This is a genomic window from Aeromonas sp. TS_SC_11 (assembly GCF_057318915.1).
Map to the genome: position 1 here is coordinate 2,670,491 of NZ_CM170470.1, position 12,910 is coordinate 2,683,400.

Annotated in this window: 20 protein-coding genes and 1 other RNA gene; 19 read left to right on the forward strand and 2 right to left on the reverse strand. The window is 57.6% G+C overall.

From position 1 onward, the window contains the following. Positions 1 to 5 precede the first annotated feature (5 nt). The 7 genes from AC1P02_RS12535 (at position 6) to AC1P02_RS12565 (ending at position 2,393) form a co-directional block, all read left to right on the forward strand. Positions 6 to 626, forward strand: coding sequence for a DUF3164 family protein (locus AC1P02_RS12535; RefSeq protein WP_005906328.1), 621 nt, complete (start codon positions 6 to 8; stop codon positions 624 to 626). A gap of 12 nt (positions 627 to 638) precedes the next feature. Continuing rightward, positions 639 to 854, forward strand: a complete 216-nt coding sequence (locus AC1P02_RS12540; protein ID WP_346209397.1) for a hypothetical protein — start codon at positions 639 to 641, stop codon at positions 852 to 854. Beyond that, an RNA gene (locus tag AC1P02_RS12545) (hammerhead ribozyme type II) lies at positions 853 to 918 on the forward strand. The genes AC1P02_RS12540 and AC1P02_RS12545 overlap by 2 nt, the downstream gene beginning before the upstream one ends. A 44-nt stretch (positions 919 to 962) precedes the next feature. Further along, positions 963 to 1,199, forward strand: coding sequence for a hypothetical protein (locus tag AC1P02_RS12550; RefSeq protein ID WP_485182362.1), 237 nt, complete (start codon positions 963 to 965; stop codon positions 1,197 to 1,199). Next, positions 1,186 to 1,374 (forward strand): hypothetical protein, encoded by a 189-nt coding sequence (locus AC1P02_RS12555; protein ID WP_005906323.1) that lies wholly within the window; start codon positions 1,186 to 1,188, stop codon positions 1,372 to 1,374. The genes AC1P02_RS12550 and AC1P02_RS12555 overlap by 14 nt, the downstream gene beginning before the upstream one ends. Continuing rightward, entirely contained in the window at positions 1,352 to 1,966 is a 615-nt protein-coding gene (locus AC1P02_RS12560; RefSeq protein WP_485182363.1) for a gp16 family protein, read from the forward strand. Before AC1P02_RS12555 ends, AC1P02_RS12560 begins: the two co-directional genes overlap by 23 nt. Then, positions 1,956 to 2,393, forward strand: coding sequence for a Mor transcription activator family protein (locus tag AC1P02_RS12565; protein ID WP_485182364.1), 438 nt, complete (start codon positions 1,956 to 1,958; stop codon positions 2,391 to 2,393). Before AC1P02_RS12560 ends, AC1P02_RS12565 begins: the two co-directional genes overlap by 11 nt. Positions 2,394 to 2,454: 61 nt before the next feature. Here the strand turns inward: AC1P02_RS12565 and AC1P02_RS12570 are convergent, their stop codons facing one another. Together AC1P02_RS12570 and AC1P02_RS12575 are read right to left on the reverse strand one after the other, a co-directional pair. Then, complete coding sequence (locus AC1P02_RS12570) at positions 2,455 to 3,300, reverse strand: HNH endonuclease (protein ID WP_485182365.1); 846 nt, start codon at positions 3,298 to 3,300, stop codon at positions 2,455 to 2,457. Beyond that, on the reverse strand, positions 3,300 to 4,844 hold the full coding sequence (locus AC1P02_RS12575; protein WP_485182366.1) for an ATP-binding protein: 1,545 nt from the start codon (positions 4,842 to 4,844) through the stop codon (positions 3,300 to 3,302). Before AC1P02_RS12575 ends, AC1P02_RS12570 begins: the two co-directional genes overlap by 1 nt. A 175-nt stretch (positions 4,845 to 5,019) precedes the next feature. Between AC1P02_RS12575 and AC1P02_RS12580 the strand changes: the two genes are divergently transcribed. From AC1P02_RS12580 to AC1P02_RS12635, 12 genes are read left to right on the forward strand one after another with little or no spacing between them, the layout of a single operon-like run. Further along, a complete protein-coding gene (locus tag AC1P02_RS12580) occupies positions 5,020 to 5,604 on the forward strand; it encodes a glycoside hydrolase family 108 protein (RefSeq protein WP_485182367.1) in 585 nt (194 codons plus the stop codon). Continuing rightward, positions 5,601 to 5,945, forward strand: a complete 345-nt coding sequence (locus AC1P02_RS12585; RefSeq protein WP_485182368.1) for a hypothetical protein — start codon at positions 5,601 to 5,603, stop codon at positions 5,943 to 5,945. Before AC1P02_RS12580 ends, AC1P02_RS12585 begins: the two co-directional genes overlap by 4 nt. Continuing rightward, positions 5,938 to 6,159, forward strand: a complete 222-nt coding sequence (locus tag AC1P02_RS12590; RefSeq protein WP_065402776.1) for a hypothetical protein — start codon at positions 5,938 to 5,940, stop codon at positions 6,157 to 6,159. Before AC1P02_RS12585 ends, AC1P02_RS12590 begins: the two co-directional genes overlap by 8 nt. Before the next feature lie 21 nt (positions 6,160 to 6,180). Next, complete coding sequence (locus tag AC1P02_RS12595; RefSeq protein WP_485182369.1) at positions 6,181 to 6,408, forward strand: TraR/DksA C4-type zinc finger protein; 228 nt, start codon at positions 6,181 to 6,183, stop codon at positions 6,406 to 6,408. Then, entirely contained in the window at positions 6,389 to 6,703 is a 315-nt protein-coding gene (locus AC1P02_RS12600; RefSeq protein WP_282790099.1) for a DUF2730 family protein, read from the forward strand. Before AC1P02_RS12595 ends, AC1P02_RS12600 begins: the two co-directional genes overlap by 20 nt. Then, complete coding sequence (locus tag AC1P02_RS12605; RefSeq protein WP_098983780.1) at positions 6,700 to 6,996, forward strand: VpaChn25_0724 family phage protein; 297 nt, start codon at positions 6,700 to 6,702, stop codon at positions 6,994 to 6,996. The genes AC1P02_RS12600 and AC1P02_RS12605 overlap by 4 nt, the downstream gene beginning before the upstream one ends. 2 nt (positions 6,997 to 6,998) lie before the next feature. Continuing rightward, positions 6,999 to 7,574 carry a DUF3486 family protein gene (locus tag AC1P02_RS12610; RefSeq protein ID WP_065402779.1) on the forward strand — a complete coding sequence of 192 codons (576 nt, stop codon included), beginning with the start codon at positions 6,999 to 7,001 and terminating at the stop codon, positions 7,572 to 7,574. Beyond that, complete coding sequence (locus AC1P02_RS12615) at positions 7,574 to 9,145, forward strand: hypothetical protein (protein ID WP_485182370.1); 1,572 nt, start codon at positions 7,574 to 7,576, stop codon at positions 9,143 to 9,145. Before AC1P02_RS12610 ends, AC1P02_RS12615 begins: the two co-directional genes overlap by 1 nt. Then, positions 9,145 to 10,743 (forward strand): DUF935 domain-containing protein, encoded by a 1,599-nt coding sequence (locus AC1P02_RS12620; protein ID WP_485182371.1) that lies wholly within the window; start codon positions 9,145 to 9,147, stop codon positions 10,741 to 10,743. The genes AC1P02_RS12615 and AC1P02_RS12620 overlap by 1 nt, the downstream gene beginning before the upstream one ends. After that, positions 10,743 to 12,233: a phage head morphogenesis protein gene (locus AC1P02_RS12625; RefSeq protein ID WP_485182372.1), complete on the forward strand. Its 1,491-nt coding sequence runs from the start codon at positions 10,743 to 10,745 to the stop codon at positions 12,231 to 12,233. Before AC1P02_RS12620 ends, AC1P02_RS12625 begins: the two co-directional genes overlap by 1 nt. Further along, a complete protein-coding gene (locus AC1P02_RS12630) occupies positions 12,230 to 12,430 on the forward strand; it encodes a hypothetical protein (protein WP_485182373.1) in 201 nt (66 codons plus the stop codon). Before AC1P02_RS12625 ends, AC1P02_RS12630 begins: the two co-directional genes overlap by 4 nt. Then, a complete protein-coding gene (locus AC1P02_RS12635; protein ID WP_485182374.1) occupies positions 12,430 to 12,876 on the forward strand; it encodes a phage virion morphogenesis protein in 447 nt (148 codons plus the stop codon). Before AC1P02_RS12630 ends, AC1P02_RS12635 begins: the two co-directional genes overlap by 1 nt. Positions 12,877 to 12,910 lie beyond the last annotated feature (34 nt).

Here is a 12,910-nt window from a genome sequence, read left to right on the forward strand (position 1 = left end):
AGCCCATGCAAGAAGCACAGACCGCCAGCACAACCCCGATGCGTCAGAACGCCCAGGGGCACTGGGTACCGGAAAACCTGATCGCTCCGGCAGACAAGCTGCGCGATGAAGTGGTGATGGCTATCATCGCGGCAGCCCGTGAAGAGCGCTCCCGTCTGGCGGCGTTCAAGATAAACGCCATGCAGCAGATTGCCGATTTTGTAGACCTCTCCGCCGAGCAGTACGGGGTGGCCTGGGGCGGCACCAAGGGCAATGTCACCCTGCTCAGTTTTGATGGTCGTTACAAGCTCATTCGGGCCGTGGGGGAGCACCGCAAATTTGATGAACGGATCCAGGCGGCCAAGACACTGATCGACCAGTGCATCGCGCGCTGGAGCGATGGCGCCGACGCCAAGCTGCGGGCGCTGGTTGACCATGCCTTTCGGGTCTCCAAGGCGGGCCATATCGACGTCAATCAGGTGCTCTCCCTGCGTCAGCTCAATATCGAAGACGCCGACTGGGAGCAGGCCATGCAGGCGATCGCCGACGCCATTCAGGTGACCGGTACCAGCCAATATCTGCGGCTCTACGAGCGAGACGGTCAGGGCCGTTACATCCAGATGAGCCTGGATCTGGCCAAGTTGTAGGGAGGGAATGCGATGGAAAACGTAAAAGCTCTGTTGAACACCAGTGTGGCCGATGCCAAGAGCTCTCTGGAATGTCAGCTACGCAGCAATCCGCATCTTGCCCTGAGCGATGCGCAGCTCGCTTTGGACTTCATGGATTCGCAAGATGCCACCGGAGCGGCGCACAAGTCCCGCCGAGCCATGTTGCTCACTATTGTCAACAAGGCGAGAAAACAACTATCCCACTAAGCGAAACGGGGGCTTGCCCCCCGTCTATCCAGCGTGGTCGCTGGGTACTGATGAGCAACCGAACGATCTGGGCCCAGGTCTTCACCGCCTCGATAAAGGAGCACGGCGATGACCAAAACAGAAATGGATATTCGGCTTACCAAGATTTTCAGTGCGGCAGCCATTGCACAGGCGGCCCCTGATAAACGAGCTGTGTGCAAACAGCTCAAGCAGTTTGATAAAGAGGCCCGTGCACAAGGGTTCTGTGCCCTGGCAGGGGAAGCCTGCCAGATGCGCTGGCAACTGGTGGCAGAGCTGCAGCGGGATAGGGCTGTCGCGGGGGAGGTCAGTCATGGCCATGTCTAACTGGCCGCAACTGCTGGCCTATGTGATGAAGTTTGGCCCCCTGAGTCAACAGCAGGCAGAGCAGTGGCTCGATAGCCGTTGCCCTCAGTGGCGCAGCGGGCCGGACGTGATGGCGGCAGGACAAATCTGGACGGCAAAGGCAGGAGGGAAAGGTGAGCGCAATCAAGAGCAATAAGCCAAGCAGTGACCGCACCCGACTGATCCGGCTGGTCCAGGTAGGCAGACGAGCCCTGGGGCTCGATGAAGAGACCTATCGTGAGCTGCTGGAGCAGCAGAGCGGCAAGCGTTCGGCAGCCGAGCTGACCCTGCAGGAGCTGGACAAGGTGCTGGTGGCCATGAAGGCGGCAGGCTTTAAACCGACCGTTAAACGCCCTGTTAAAGGGGCTGCCAGCCAGCGTTTAAGTCCCGTCAGCGGTGCCCTGGTCAGGACGGGCGAGATAGGCGTTATCCGGGCAGTCTGGATCACCATGCACCGCCATGGCCTGCTGCGCGATGGCAGCGAGACAGCGCTCAATCATTACGTCGAGCGCCAGACTGTGCGGATAAACAAGGGGATCGGGGTGGCTGAGGTGGCCTGGCTCAGTGATGCACTGGCGTACAGGGTGCTGGAATCCCTCAAGAACTGGCACAAGCGGGAGATGGTCAAGGCGCTGCACAGAGCCAAGCGCACCGTCCCGATTAATGAGAAGACCAGACGAGTGGCCGGTTATCAGACTGTGCTGGTGGCCTTCGAGCAGATGAAAGCGGAGACGCAAGATGGACGCTAACACGAAAAATCTGGATCTGTTCGCCGATGACCATGAATCTCTGGGGCAGTTGGTGGACCGGCTCGACCAGATCCCTGTCGCTGAGCTGACGGCCAAATGGCCCAAGGCACTGGCCGAACTGGTGGATGTGCTGGCCAGCGAACTGGGTCGAGGTGGTATGGCACCTGATCTTGCCCGTGCTCAGGCCCGCAAACTGGCACTGGTGCAGGCCCATTACATGGGCGGCCGCGCCTACTACATCCCAACCGGAGAGCATCTCAAGGCAGCCCTGCGTGACCGGGCCATCTGGGATGAGTTCAATGGCCGCAATATAGACCAGTTGGCCCGCAAGCACGGGCTCTCTGTGCCGCAGACCTATGCCGTTGTGGCAGAACAGCGGCGGTTAAGTCGTTGCTCTTATCAAAAAGATCTATTTGCTAATAGCTGAGGATGGAAATTGAATTTAGTTTTTTAGTGGCCCTGAAGGGCCACTTTTAATGAATAAGTTTTCAGAACTCATTGAAGCCTTTGTCGCAAAACCAATCACTCTCTATGAAAGCTTCATATGTAGCCGTTCTCCAGCTATTTAATTTCGCAATACGGCAACTTTCAGCACGAGATTTTAACTCAACCTTTACCAGATTTTTTCCTCCAGCTATATGCATGTTATTTAATTGATGGCGGATGTTAATTATCTCATCAGCACTCTCTGATGAATAAAGAGTGTTCAAATTTAAACTGTCAAAGTGGGACTCAACTCTAGAAAACAATACATCACCCCAGGCATCAGGCTGCTTTACATAAAATAAAACTGCAGCTGGGGAACCAGGGATTACTTTTGCGAACAACCAACGCTCATCTTCTATATTATCAAAGTAAGGGTGTATTGATTCTTCGCTAGAATTTAGTGGTAATTTTGCAAGCTTTGCTTTATTACAATCACCACAAGCAGGCACTAAATTGAGTGGTGCTACAGAAAGTATTGGATACTGAGACTTTGGTAGGTGATGGTCAAGGGTCGAAACTGTTCTCTGGCCACACAATGCACATTTTCCATTGGGGGCAGAAGTAAATAGCTTGTCGTATACATCACGGCCCGGAGCTTTTTTCTTGGCCATTCTTTGTGTGTAAATAGACTCCATTTCGGCAGTGCTAACAATTCCTTCGATAACCCCTTCCCGTACAAACTGATGTAGGAGTGTTTGTGATGCGAGAGCATCAAATAGTTCCGAAGCTTCAGCAACATTTTCCGCTATACTTGATAACCGTCTTTTTAAATCAGGGTCGCGAATTCTACTAATGCAGGTAATATATACGGCTTTAGCATCAAAAGGTGGAGGGTCGAGCTTAATCATTATTCGATCTCTCTATTAATCAATAATGCCCTAACTAATGCGCGAGCCTCGCCGCCAAGTTTTTTATTGAATTTATCAACAACATCCTCGAAATCATCATATTCCTCAATAGATTCTCTTAACAATTGGTGGTAGCCTGAATGAGTTACTTCCAATCCAAAAATCTCTCTGGTTAAAACTCCAACATTCTCCCCAAAAGTCTCGATGTTAGGGCGTTCAACGGTGACGGTTCTACCACTGCGCTGGATTTTCCAAACACAACTTTGTGGTACTTCTTGTAAAATAACGGGCGAATGTGTTGCAATAATTGCTACGCCATTACGGTTAACTAATAAGTCGGAAAGAGCTCGAATAAATGCAGATAACAGTGGGGGGTGAAGATGTGCTTCGGGTTCATCAAGTAAAACAAGGGTTCGTTCTTCTACAGTTTCGACCAATCGTGTGATTGTTAATAGAACTATTTTATGCCCAGAACTTAAACTATTGAATAGTTCTCGTGCTGATGCAGTAGTCAAAGCCTCATCATCACTCTCATCTGCAAGCGAAGCTACTTCGGCCGCTTTGAAGATTGGGTCTGTCTCCAACATTTGTAGTGCTCTACGCCAACGAACGAGACGAGCTCCTTGACAACAAGATATTGCGCTAGCTCCAAACTCAGTAGATAAACGTTCCGGTGATTTAGGAGCGAGTGGTTTACCTTCTCTACTTTTTCCTGGGCGTTTTAAACCCACATATGCACATGGTAAGCCCTCAGACTTATCACGTCGATTGGGCAAAGCATCAAATGGATCAAACGCACTAAAGGTTACCGAGACTAAGTTGGCGAAAAGATCAATACTATCTTGAATACCATCTCCCTCAAATGTTCCAAATGAATTGTTACCAGACTTGATATCTATGAGAGTTCTAGACATGTTATTTAATAGATGGGTTTTACCTACACCATTACGACCTATTAGTACATGAATGTTTGTTGGCGGCATGGATAATGGCTTGACTTTGAACGATAGTGTAGTGGTTGATTGAGATTTGCGGCGAGGAACAGGTGTGGTATATGAAAAATTGAATTTAGATAGCCTTACCCCCCCTCTTGCTAATCGGGCAAACTGCCCTAGGACTGTTGCTCTATTAACGGATCTAAGCAAGGATACGCCAGTTACCTTTTCTTTCAGTGCTCGCTGGAATAGCTCTGAGTCGAGGGCTACATCACAAAGGCAACGTAAGATCTTGTCACGCAATTCTGGGCCTAATTTGTTTAGGCCTTCGTAGTAACTATCATCTTGCCCTAATGAAAAAAACGCCTCATTAAGACTCTCAAATGTCTCAGGGAGCTCAGGCCTTTTTTGCCCCTCTTTCATCGAAAATTGAGCGATCTTAACCTCACCAATACGGTGTTTTTCACCGTTTTCATCAAAAACGAATAGTATGTAGAGCGTGTTGAATTTGAACCAGTCATCCCAGCCATCAGTCAGTAGAAAAGCTTGTGATTTTGCGACTGTGGGGGAGCGCTGCCCGTTAGGTAGTAACGTAAAATATTGGGACATAGAAGGTAAACTCGCGAGATTTTAAACATTCTTAGGTAAGTTTTTTAAAATCATACGCATATCTTAAAAAAAGGATGGGATCTAGTTGGCAAAAAACACTTCTAACCCACCATAAACCCCCGCCCATAAGGCCCCTCAGTACGCTGCGGATAACGCAGTTAATCGAGGGGCCTTTATGTTGCCTGATACCTTTTCTTCCGCACTTGCTTGGTTGCTTCGTCCCGATGTGGAAGGGGGCGAGGTCAATCACCCGGCCGACCGGGGTGGCCATACCAAATACGGTATCGCCGATGCCGCCGATGGCAAGAAAGACGGCATGGCCGACCTCGATCGAGACGGCCAACCGGATATCGCCATTCGCGATCTGACTCCTGCTCACACCGAATTGTTTTACCGAGCCAACTACTGGTTACCCGCCCGCTGTGATCGGGTCGATAGTGTCTGCCCGCTGATTGCCATTGTACTGTTCGATGGTGCAGTCCACCACGGCCCTGGCCGTTCGGTGCGCCAGCTGCAGCAGGCACTGGGCATCCTGGCCGATGGGGTGCTGGGCCCGCAAAGCTTGCGGGTACTGGCCGCCAAGACGGGTCGGGATGGTGGCCGCGCCCTGTTGCTTGGCTTACTGGAGATCCGCGCCAGCTACATGCTGGGCATAGTGCGCAAAGACCCGAGTCAATGGGCCAACGCCTGGGGCTGGGTCAACCGTCTGCTGCGCTTGCAAAGCTATCTGCTCTCGACCCGGTTCGGGGAGGGGGCATGAGCAAACCCAGCTTGGTTAGCACCAACCTCATCAAGAAGCGCCGCCAGGCGTTGCAAGGGATCCAGGCCGCTGGCTGCTTTGGCATTCCTGAACTCAAGAACCCCCGTTATCTCGCCTGCTTCAAGGATGGGCGCCGCGCCCACCTCAAGGCGTACCTGGCCAACCCGAACTCCACCAGTGCAGACCTGAAGACGATCCCGCTTTACAGCCACCACGCCACCCGCCAATCCCTGTTTGCTCAGGGCTGGCGTTCGGTCACCGAGCTGGATCGCCTGCGGGCCCGTGCCCGTCTTTCCCCCTGTCAGTTCCAACCCCCACATAAGGAGCCTCAACATGGCTGATTCTCTGTTACCCCAAGCAAAGTCGGCGTTCAAGAGCCGCACCGTGATCGGTGGCCTGATTGCAGTCGGTGCCGGTATTGCCGGCCTGTTCGGTGTGCCGGTCGATGTCGGCACCCAAGCCAGTCTGGCCACCACCATAGTGGATCTGGCCAGTGCAGTCGGTGGTCTGGTTGCTATCTGGGGCCGCCTCAAAGCGACCCATGTGGTCAAGTAACCGGCCCGCAAGGAGACGACCTTGAGCGACCCCATAGACCGCGCCCAGCAGCTCGATGCCGAGCGAACCGGGCGCCTTATTCAATCCCATCAAGCAAGGTCAAGGCCCCAGGGGGATGGCATCTGCTGCGATTGCGATGACGCCATCCCGCCCTCGCGCCTTGCTGCAGCACCGGGTGCCGAGCGCTGCATCGAGTGCCAGACCCTGTATGAGCGCAAGGAGGCAGTCCGTGTGGGAATTCATCGTTAAGAACTGGGGGCCCTTGTATGCCCTGGCCAGTTTGGTGGGGCTGGTGGTCATCATCCTGCTCTCCAAAACCTACGCCAAACGGGAAGATCTCACCGCCCTGGTGGCGCGGGTGCAACGGGTGGAGCAGGCGCTGATCGATCTGCCGAGCGAGCGGGAGCTGCACAAGCTGCAGCTGGAGATAAGTGAGCTGCGTGGTGAGCTGCGAGAGGTCAAGCCGGAGCTGCGCCAAGCCCGCCGCCTCGCCGACATGCTGCTGGAGAATGAACTCGCAGCGGCACAGAAGGAGAAAACATGAGCATTCAAGCGATATTGGATTCCCAGCAGCGCCTGGTGATCTTGCGCTCCCTGCTGGATATCGGTGGCGCGGCCAACGAGTCGATCCTCAATGACTGCCTCGATCAGCTGGGTACCGGCCGGGTGACCCGGGATCGAGTGAAGACCCTGCTGGCTTGGCTGGAAGAGCAGGGGCTGGTGCGCATCGAACGCCTCGCCCAGGTGCAAGTGGCCCACCTCACCGGCCGTGGCCAAGACGTGGCAGAGGGGCGGGCAACCGTGCCGGGCATCAAGAAGCCCAGGGCGGAGGATTAGCCATGGCCGAGAAACCGACCCGGGGTCGCGCCAGCAAGGTGTGGCTGCTGCCCGAGCCTATCCGCGATGCCCTCAACGCCATGCTGCGGGACAAGGGCAACAGCCAGGCCGCTATTCTGGATGAGATCAACGGTCTCATCGAAGAGGCCGGGTTGCCTGACGATCTCAAGCTCTCCCGTTCGGGGCTCAGTCGCCACGCCAGCCAGGTGGAGCAGGTGGGCCAGCACCTGCGCGACTTGCGAGAGACCACGGCGGCACTGACCTCCCAGCTCGGTGACAAGCCGATGGGGGAGACCACCAAGCTCATTCTGGAGCTCGGCCGCTCCCAGCTGTTCAAGGCGATGCTGGCCCAGGTGCAGAATCCGGAAGAGGCGGTGGATATCGACATGCTGAAAAACGCCATGCTGGCGGCCCAGCGGCTCGAATCCACCGCCATGCAGAGTCACAAGCGGGAGAAAGAGATCCGCCAGGCCTTCGCCGAAGAGGTGGCCGCCAAGACAGAGGCCATCGTCACCCAGGCGGGGTTGAGCGGTGAGGCTGCCGCTGCCATTCGCCGTGAAATTCTGGGGATTGCCTGATGAGCGAGAGCCCTATGGCGCAGACCGCCGTTGCCCGTTCCCAGCAGTTTGCCATGGAGCTCGGCACCGAGTACAGCCCCGACGAGGTGCTGCTGCCTTATCAGAAGATTTGGATCGCCGACGAGAGCCCGCTCAAGATTGCCGAGAAGAGTCGCCGTACTGGTATCACCTGGGCGGAGGCCGCCGATGCCACGCTCACGGCCTCCAAGGCAAAAGCTGCTGGCGGTGGTCATCACTTCTACGTGGGCAGCAACAAGGAGATGGCCCGCGAGTTTATCGACGCCGTGGCCATGTGGGCCAAGGCGTTCAACAAGGCTGCCGGTGAGATCCAGGAGGAGGTATTCACCGACGATGAGGATAAAGCCATCCTCACCTTCGTGGTCTATTTCGCCTCCGGCTTCAAGGTGCAGGCGCTTTCCAGTAATCCCAGTAACCTGCGGGGGATGCAGGGCAATGTGACCATTGACGAGGCAGCCTTCCATGACCGGCTGGCCGAGGTGCTGAAAGCCGCGCTGGCGCTGACTATGTGGGGGGCCAAGGTACGTCTCATCAGCACCCACAACGGGGTGGATAACCTGTTCAACCAGCTCATCAACGACAGCCGCGCCGGCAAGAAGCGCTACTCCATCCACACCATCACCCTGGACGACGCCTGCCGGCAGGGTCTTTATCGCCGCATCTGCCAGGTCAAGGGAACGCCCTGGACGCCGGAGGCAGAGGAAGCCTGGAAGGCGGGCCTGCTCAAGGACACCGCCACCGAAGAAGACGCCCTGGAGGAGTATTTCTGTGTGCCCAAGCAGAGCAGCGGCGCCTATATCAAGCGTGTGCTGATTGAGCGGGCCATGCAGCCGGATATTCCCATCCTGCGCTTTACCGCGACCAAGGATTTCGAGCTGCAAAGCGAGGAAACCCGCAAGGCAGTGGCGGATCTCTGGTGCGAGGAACACCTTAAGCCCTGCCTGGAGGCGCTTGATCGCAGTTGCCGTCATGTGCTGGGCGAAGACTTCGCCCGCAAGGGGGATCTCTCAGTGTTTGTGCCGCTCTCCATCGCGACCAACCTGCGCAAAGGGGTGCCCTTTGTGGTGGAGCTGGTCAATGCCCCCTATGAGACCCAACGTCAGATCCTGTTTTACCTGTTGCAGGGGTTGTACCGCTTCACGGCGGCGGCCTTCGATGCCACCGGCAACGGCGGCTATCTGGCGGAGGCCGCCCGGCTGCGCTGGGGAGCCGGGATGATCGAATGCGTGATGCTCAATGACCCCTGGTATCGGGAGTGGATGCCCAAGCTCAAGGCCGAGTTTGAGGATGGCAACCTGACCATCCCGCGCCATGCGGACGTGCAGGACGATCTGGGCAAGATCCAGGTCATCAACGGCATCCCCAAGATAGACAAGGGCAAAAACACCGGCCAGGGCGGCCAGCAGCGTCACGGTGACTTTGCGGTAGCTCTGGCCATGGCGGTACGGGCCAGCTGGATGGAAGGGGGCGCCATCGAGTTCACCCCTTTGCCTGGCAAGCGTGACGCAGAGCGCAATGACGACTATCACCGATATGAACGAGGTGCCTGGTAATGAGCGGGATCATAGACATTCACGGTAATCCGTTGCGCCTGCAGAAAGAGCCGCAGAGCGAGAACGATGCCAAGCTGGCTCAGCTGCGCCGCCACTACAGTGAGCACCCGACCGTGGGGCTGACGCCGGGCAAGGCTGCTGCGGCGCTCAAAGAGGCGGAGGAGGGGAGCCTTATCGCTCAGTGCGAATTGGCCGAAGACATGGAGGAGAAAGACGCCCATCTGCAGAGCGAGCTTGGCAAGCGCCGTCGCTCCCTGCTGGGGGTGAGCTGGACCATAGAGCCACCTCGCAACGCCACGCCAGCCGAGAAGCGCGACAGCGAGATGATCCGCGAGCTGATTGAAGACTTCACCTGGTTCGACGATGCCATCTTTGATGCCACCGACGCTGTGCTCAAGGGGGTCAGTGCCCAGGAGTTCAGCGGCTGGGAGATGGTAGAGGGGCTGCAACTCCCCAAGGGCATCGTCTGGCGTGATCCCGCCTGGTTCCAGACCCACCCGGACGACTGGAATCAGCTGCGGCTGCGCGATGGCAGCAAGGAGGGGGCGGGTCTTAATCCGTTCGGCTGGCTGGTTCACAAGGCCAAATCCAAATCGGGCTATCTGGCCCGCACCGGCCTTATCCGCACCCTAGTCTGGCCCTTCCTGTTCAAGAACTACAGCGTGCGCGACTTGGCCGAGTTTCTGGAGATCTATGGTTTGCCGGTGCGTCTGGGCAAATACCCGGAAGGGGCCACCGAGAAAGAGAAAACAACCCTGTTGCAGGCGGTGCTCTCCATCGGTCATAACGCCGGTGGCATTATCCCGAGGGGGATGGAGATCGAGTTTCAGAACGCCGCCAGCGGTCAGGCCGATCCCTTCGTGGTGATGATGGAGTGGTGCGAGCGTTCTATCAGCAAGGCCGTGCTGGGTGGCACCCTGACTTCCCAGGCTGATGGCAAGAGCTCGACCAATGCGCTCGGCAACGTCCATAACGAGGTGCGGCAAGAGGTGCGAGATGCCGACTTGCGCCAGTTGGCTGCGAGCCTGACCCGGGATCTGGTCTATCCGCTGTTTGCCCTGAACTGCAAGAGCTATCAGGGGCCCCGCCGCTGCCCACGGCTGGAGTTCGACGTGACCGAGCCGGAGGATATGCGCGATCTGGCCTATCCGCTGCGCGCCCTGGTGGGGATGGGGATGCAGATCCCGGCGCAGTGGGTGCGCGACAAGCTGCAGATCCCAGCCCCCAAGGAGGGGGAAGAGGTGCTGGTTATCATCGATAAGCAAGCCGCGCCGGGGGAAGCCGCTCTCAAGGCGCAGCTCGCCTCTCAGGCTGTCACCTCAGGGCTGGCTGCGCTTGTGGCCAGCAAGTCTCAGCCGCGAGGGGATAACAACGACGCCCAACTGGCCCGTCTGCAGGCCGAGGTGGCGCCCGTGCTGGCGGGCATGACAGATGCCGTCCAGGCCTTGGTGATGCAGGCCACCACCCTGGAGGAGATCCGGGATGGCCTGTTAGAGCTGGAGCCGGCACTCAGCCATGACGAACTGGGCGCCCTGCTGGCCCAGGCCATCGCCGCCAGTGAACTGCTCGGCATGTTGGAAGTGGAGGAGGGCCGCTGATGCCGGTTCGCTCTTCACCAGTCAGATATGGCTCGCTTCCCTTTACCGAGGCGATCGCCTTCTTTCGCCAGAAGCTCGACATGCCGAGCGAGCGCTGGGCTGATGTGTGGCGCGATGCCCATAACCGCGCCTTTATGGTGGCGGGAGCGACCAAGACAGATTTGCTGGCTGATCTGCGTGGGGCGGTGGACAAGGCGATCAGTGAGGGCCAATCCATCGGCGCGTTTCAGAAGGCATTCAAGGAGATAGTGGCCCGTCACGGCTGGGATCATATCGGCCCCGCCTCCTGGCGTTCCCGCATTATCTTCGAGACCAACCTGCGGCAGAGTTATAACGCTGGGCGCGAAGATCAGATAGCGCGCATCAAACACCAGCGCCCCTATGCCCTTTATCGCCATGGGGACTCCGAGCACCCGAGGGAGTTGCACCTCAAGTGGAATAACCTGGTGCTGCCGGTGGATCACCCCTGGTGGAATACCCATTCCCCGAGCAACGGTTATGGCTGCAAGTGCAAGAAATTCCTGCTCTCGGCAGCCGACCTCAAGAGGCGCGGCCTTGAAGTCGGCAAAGCGCCGGATGACGGCGATTATGAATGGGTGGATAAGGCGACCGGGGAGCTACACAAGATCCCCAAAGGCATAGACCCCGGTTTTGATTATCGCCCCCAGACCCCGGCAGCCCTGACCAAGGCCGTGGCCAAGCGGGAGGCGGCCAAGCCAGCGCTGGCCGATCGGCTGCCAGAACGGCTGGTGGAGAGTGCCTATTCCAGCGTCAAGGAGGTGAATGCGCAGGGCTTGAGTGACCTGCTGGCCCAGTTGCCAGCCCCTCAGCACGAACCCTTGGCAGCCTTCCTCAAGGCGCACCCGATCAAGACCCTGTTTATCAAGCAGACCGAGATGGGCAAGGGGGCCGCCGGGCTCAAGGTTGCACCGGCCATCGCCGAGTATCTGGGCAAGGATGCTTACCAGGTTCGCGCCTTCTACCATTCTCGCCGCGCCAGCATGACCAATGGCTTTACCGCCAAGAGCTGGGATCATCTGGTTATCAAGGTAAAGGGGGGCGATACTTTAAAGACGGTCGATATCAAGGCGGTGCAAGTGGCGGCCACCGAGGTGGTGACGGATGCCAAGGGCAATAGCGGTCCCCGGCAATGGCAGCCAAGAGGGACCAGCGGTGAGACCCTGCGCCTCCATTGGAGCGTCTCGGCCAACGTGGGGGCCAGGCAAGATGAGTCGGCACAACGGATATCGACCTGGCTGCACGAACTGGGGCATCAGGTCCACTTTTGGGCCGGTGAACCGGATTTGACTGGGGTTGGCTTGCTGACCGAGTATGCCGGCAAGACCAGGATGGAAGCCGCTGCCGAGGCGTTTGCCGCCTGGGTATTGGCCAGGGACGCCATGGTGGCGCATTTCCCTGAGCTGGCCAAACGGGTGGAGACCATGTTGGCCGAGGCCACGTCTGCCAGTGGCAAAGGAGAGAGAGGATGACCTTGTTGGAACAAGCCAGTGCCCTGCTGGCAAAGGATGGCCCCTTTACCTTGGCACAAGCCAAGGCGCTGGATGCGCTATGCGAGCAAGCCCGTGATGCGGAAGCCGACCTGATGGGGGATCTCTGGGAGGCCGCCATGGTGCATGCGGATGAGGAAGCGCTGTACTATATGACCACCTTCGAGGATGAGATCTGATGGCCGGCAGCTTTATCGCCATCAGCCACCATGGGGTGGCCGATGCTCACGAGCTGTTGGCCCGCCTCTACCTGCGCACCGGTGATCTCAGCGAACCCCTGGCCGATATCGGGGAAGGGTTGCAGCTGTCGCACCGAGACCGCTGGGATGCGCAAGAGAGCCCGGAAGGGGAGCCCTGGGCCCCGCTCTCGGAGAAGTATCGCGCCCGTAAGCCGCGCCATGCCGATGAAGTGCTGCGCCTCAACGATGACCTGCGCGATACCCTCAACTATCAGGCCGAACCCCAGACCCTCTATTTCGGCACCCCTCTGGAATACGGTGCCGCTCACCAGTTTGGCCGTCCCGAGGTCAACCTGCCCGAGCGCCCCTATTTGGGGCTGTCGGAAGCCGATCAGCAAAGTGTGCTGGAGACGCTGGAGGGCTATCTGAGGACGGACGCGCCCTAAGCCTCTGGGGGCGTTTGAGGGGACAGGGCCGGTG

Coding starts and splice junctions, on each gene's coding strand:
- AC1P02_RS12535 (WP_005906328.1), top strand. CDS start 6: ATGCAAGAAGCACAGACCGCCAGCACAACCCCGATGCGTCAGAACGCC.
- AC1P02_RS12540 (WP_346209397.1), top strand. CDS start 639: ATGGAAAACGTAAAAGCTCTGTTGAACACCAGTGTGGCCGATGCCAAG.
- AC1P02_RS12550 (WP_485182362.1), top strand. CDS start 963: ATGACCAAAACAGAAATGGATATTCGGCTTACCAAGATTTTCAGTGCG.
- AC1P02_RS12555 (WP_005906323.1), top strand. CDS start 1,186: ATGGCCATGTCTAACTGGCCGCAACTGCTGGCCTATGTGATGAAGTTT.
- AC1P02_RS12565 (WP_485182364.1), top strand. CDS start 1,956: ATGGACGCTAACACGAAAAATCTGGATCTGTTCGCCGATGACCATGAA.
- AC1P02_RS12570 (WP_485182365.1), bottom strand. CDS start 3,300: ATGATTAAGCTCGACCCTCCACCTTTTGATGCTAAAGCCGTATATATT.
- AC1P02_RS12575 (WP_485182366.1), bottom strand. CDS start 4,844: ATGTCCCAATATTTTACGTTACTACCTAACGGGCAGCGCTCCCCCACA.
- AC1P02_RS12580 (WP_485182367.1), top strand. CDS start 5,020: ATGTTGCCTGATACCTTTTCTTCCGCACTTGCTTGGTTGCTTCGTCCC.
- AC1P02_RS12585 (WP_485182368.1), top strand. CDS start 5,601: ATGAGCAAACCCAGCTTGGTTAGCACCAACCTCATCAAGAAGCGCCGC.
- AC1P02_RS12590 (WP_065402776.1), top strand. CDS start 5,938: ATGGCTGATTCTCTGTTACCCCAAGCAAAGTCGGCGTTCAAGAGCCGC.
- AC1P02_RS12605 (WP_098983780.1), top strand. CDS start 6,700: ATGAGCATTCAAGCGATATTGGATTCCCAGCAGCGCCTGGTGATCTTG.
- AC1P02_RS12610 (WP_065402779.1), top strand. CDS start 6,999: ATGGCCGAGAAACCGACCCGGGGTCGCGCCAGCAAGGTGTGGCTGCTG.
- AC1P02_RS12615 (WP_485182370.1), top strand. CDS start 7,574: ATGAGCGAGAGCCCTATGGCGCAGACCGCCGTTGCCCGTTCCCAGCAG.
- AC1P02_RS12620 (WP_485182371.1), top strand. CDS start 9,145: ATGAGCGGGATCATAGACATTCACGGTAATCCGTTGCGCCTGCAGAAA.
- AC1P02_RS12625 (WP_485182372.1), top strand. CDS start 10,743: ATGCCGGTTCGCTCTTCACCAGTCAGATATGGCTCGCTTCCCTTTACC.
- AC1P02_RS12630 (WP_485182373.1), top strand. CDS start 12,230: ATGACCTTGTTGGAACAAGCCAGTGCCCTGCTGGCAAAGGATGGCCCC.
- AC1P02_RS12635 (WP_485182374.1), top strand. CDS start 12,430: ATGGCCGGCAGCTTTATCGCCATCAGCCACCATGGGGTGGCCGATGCT.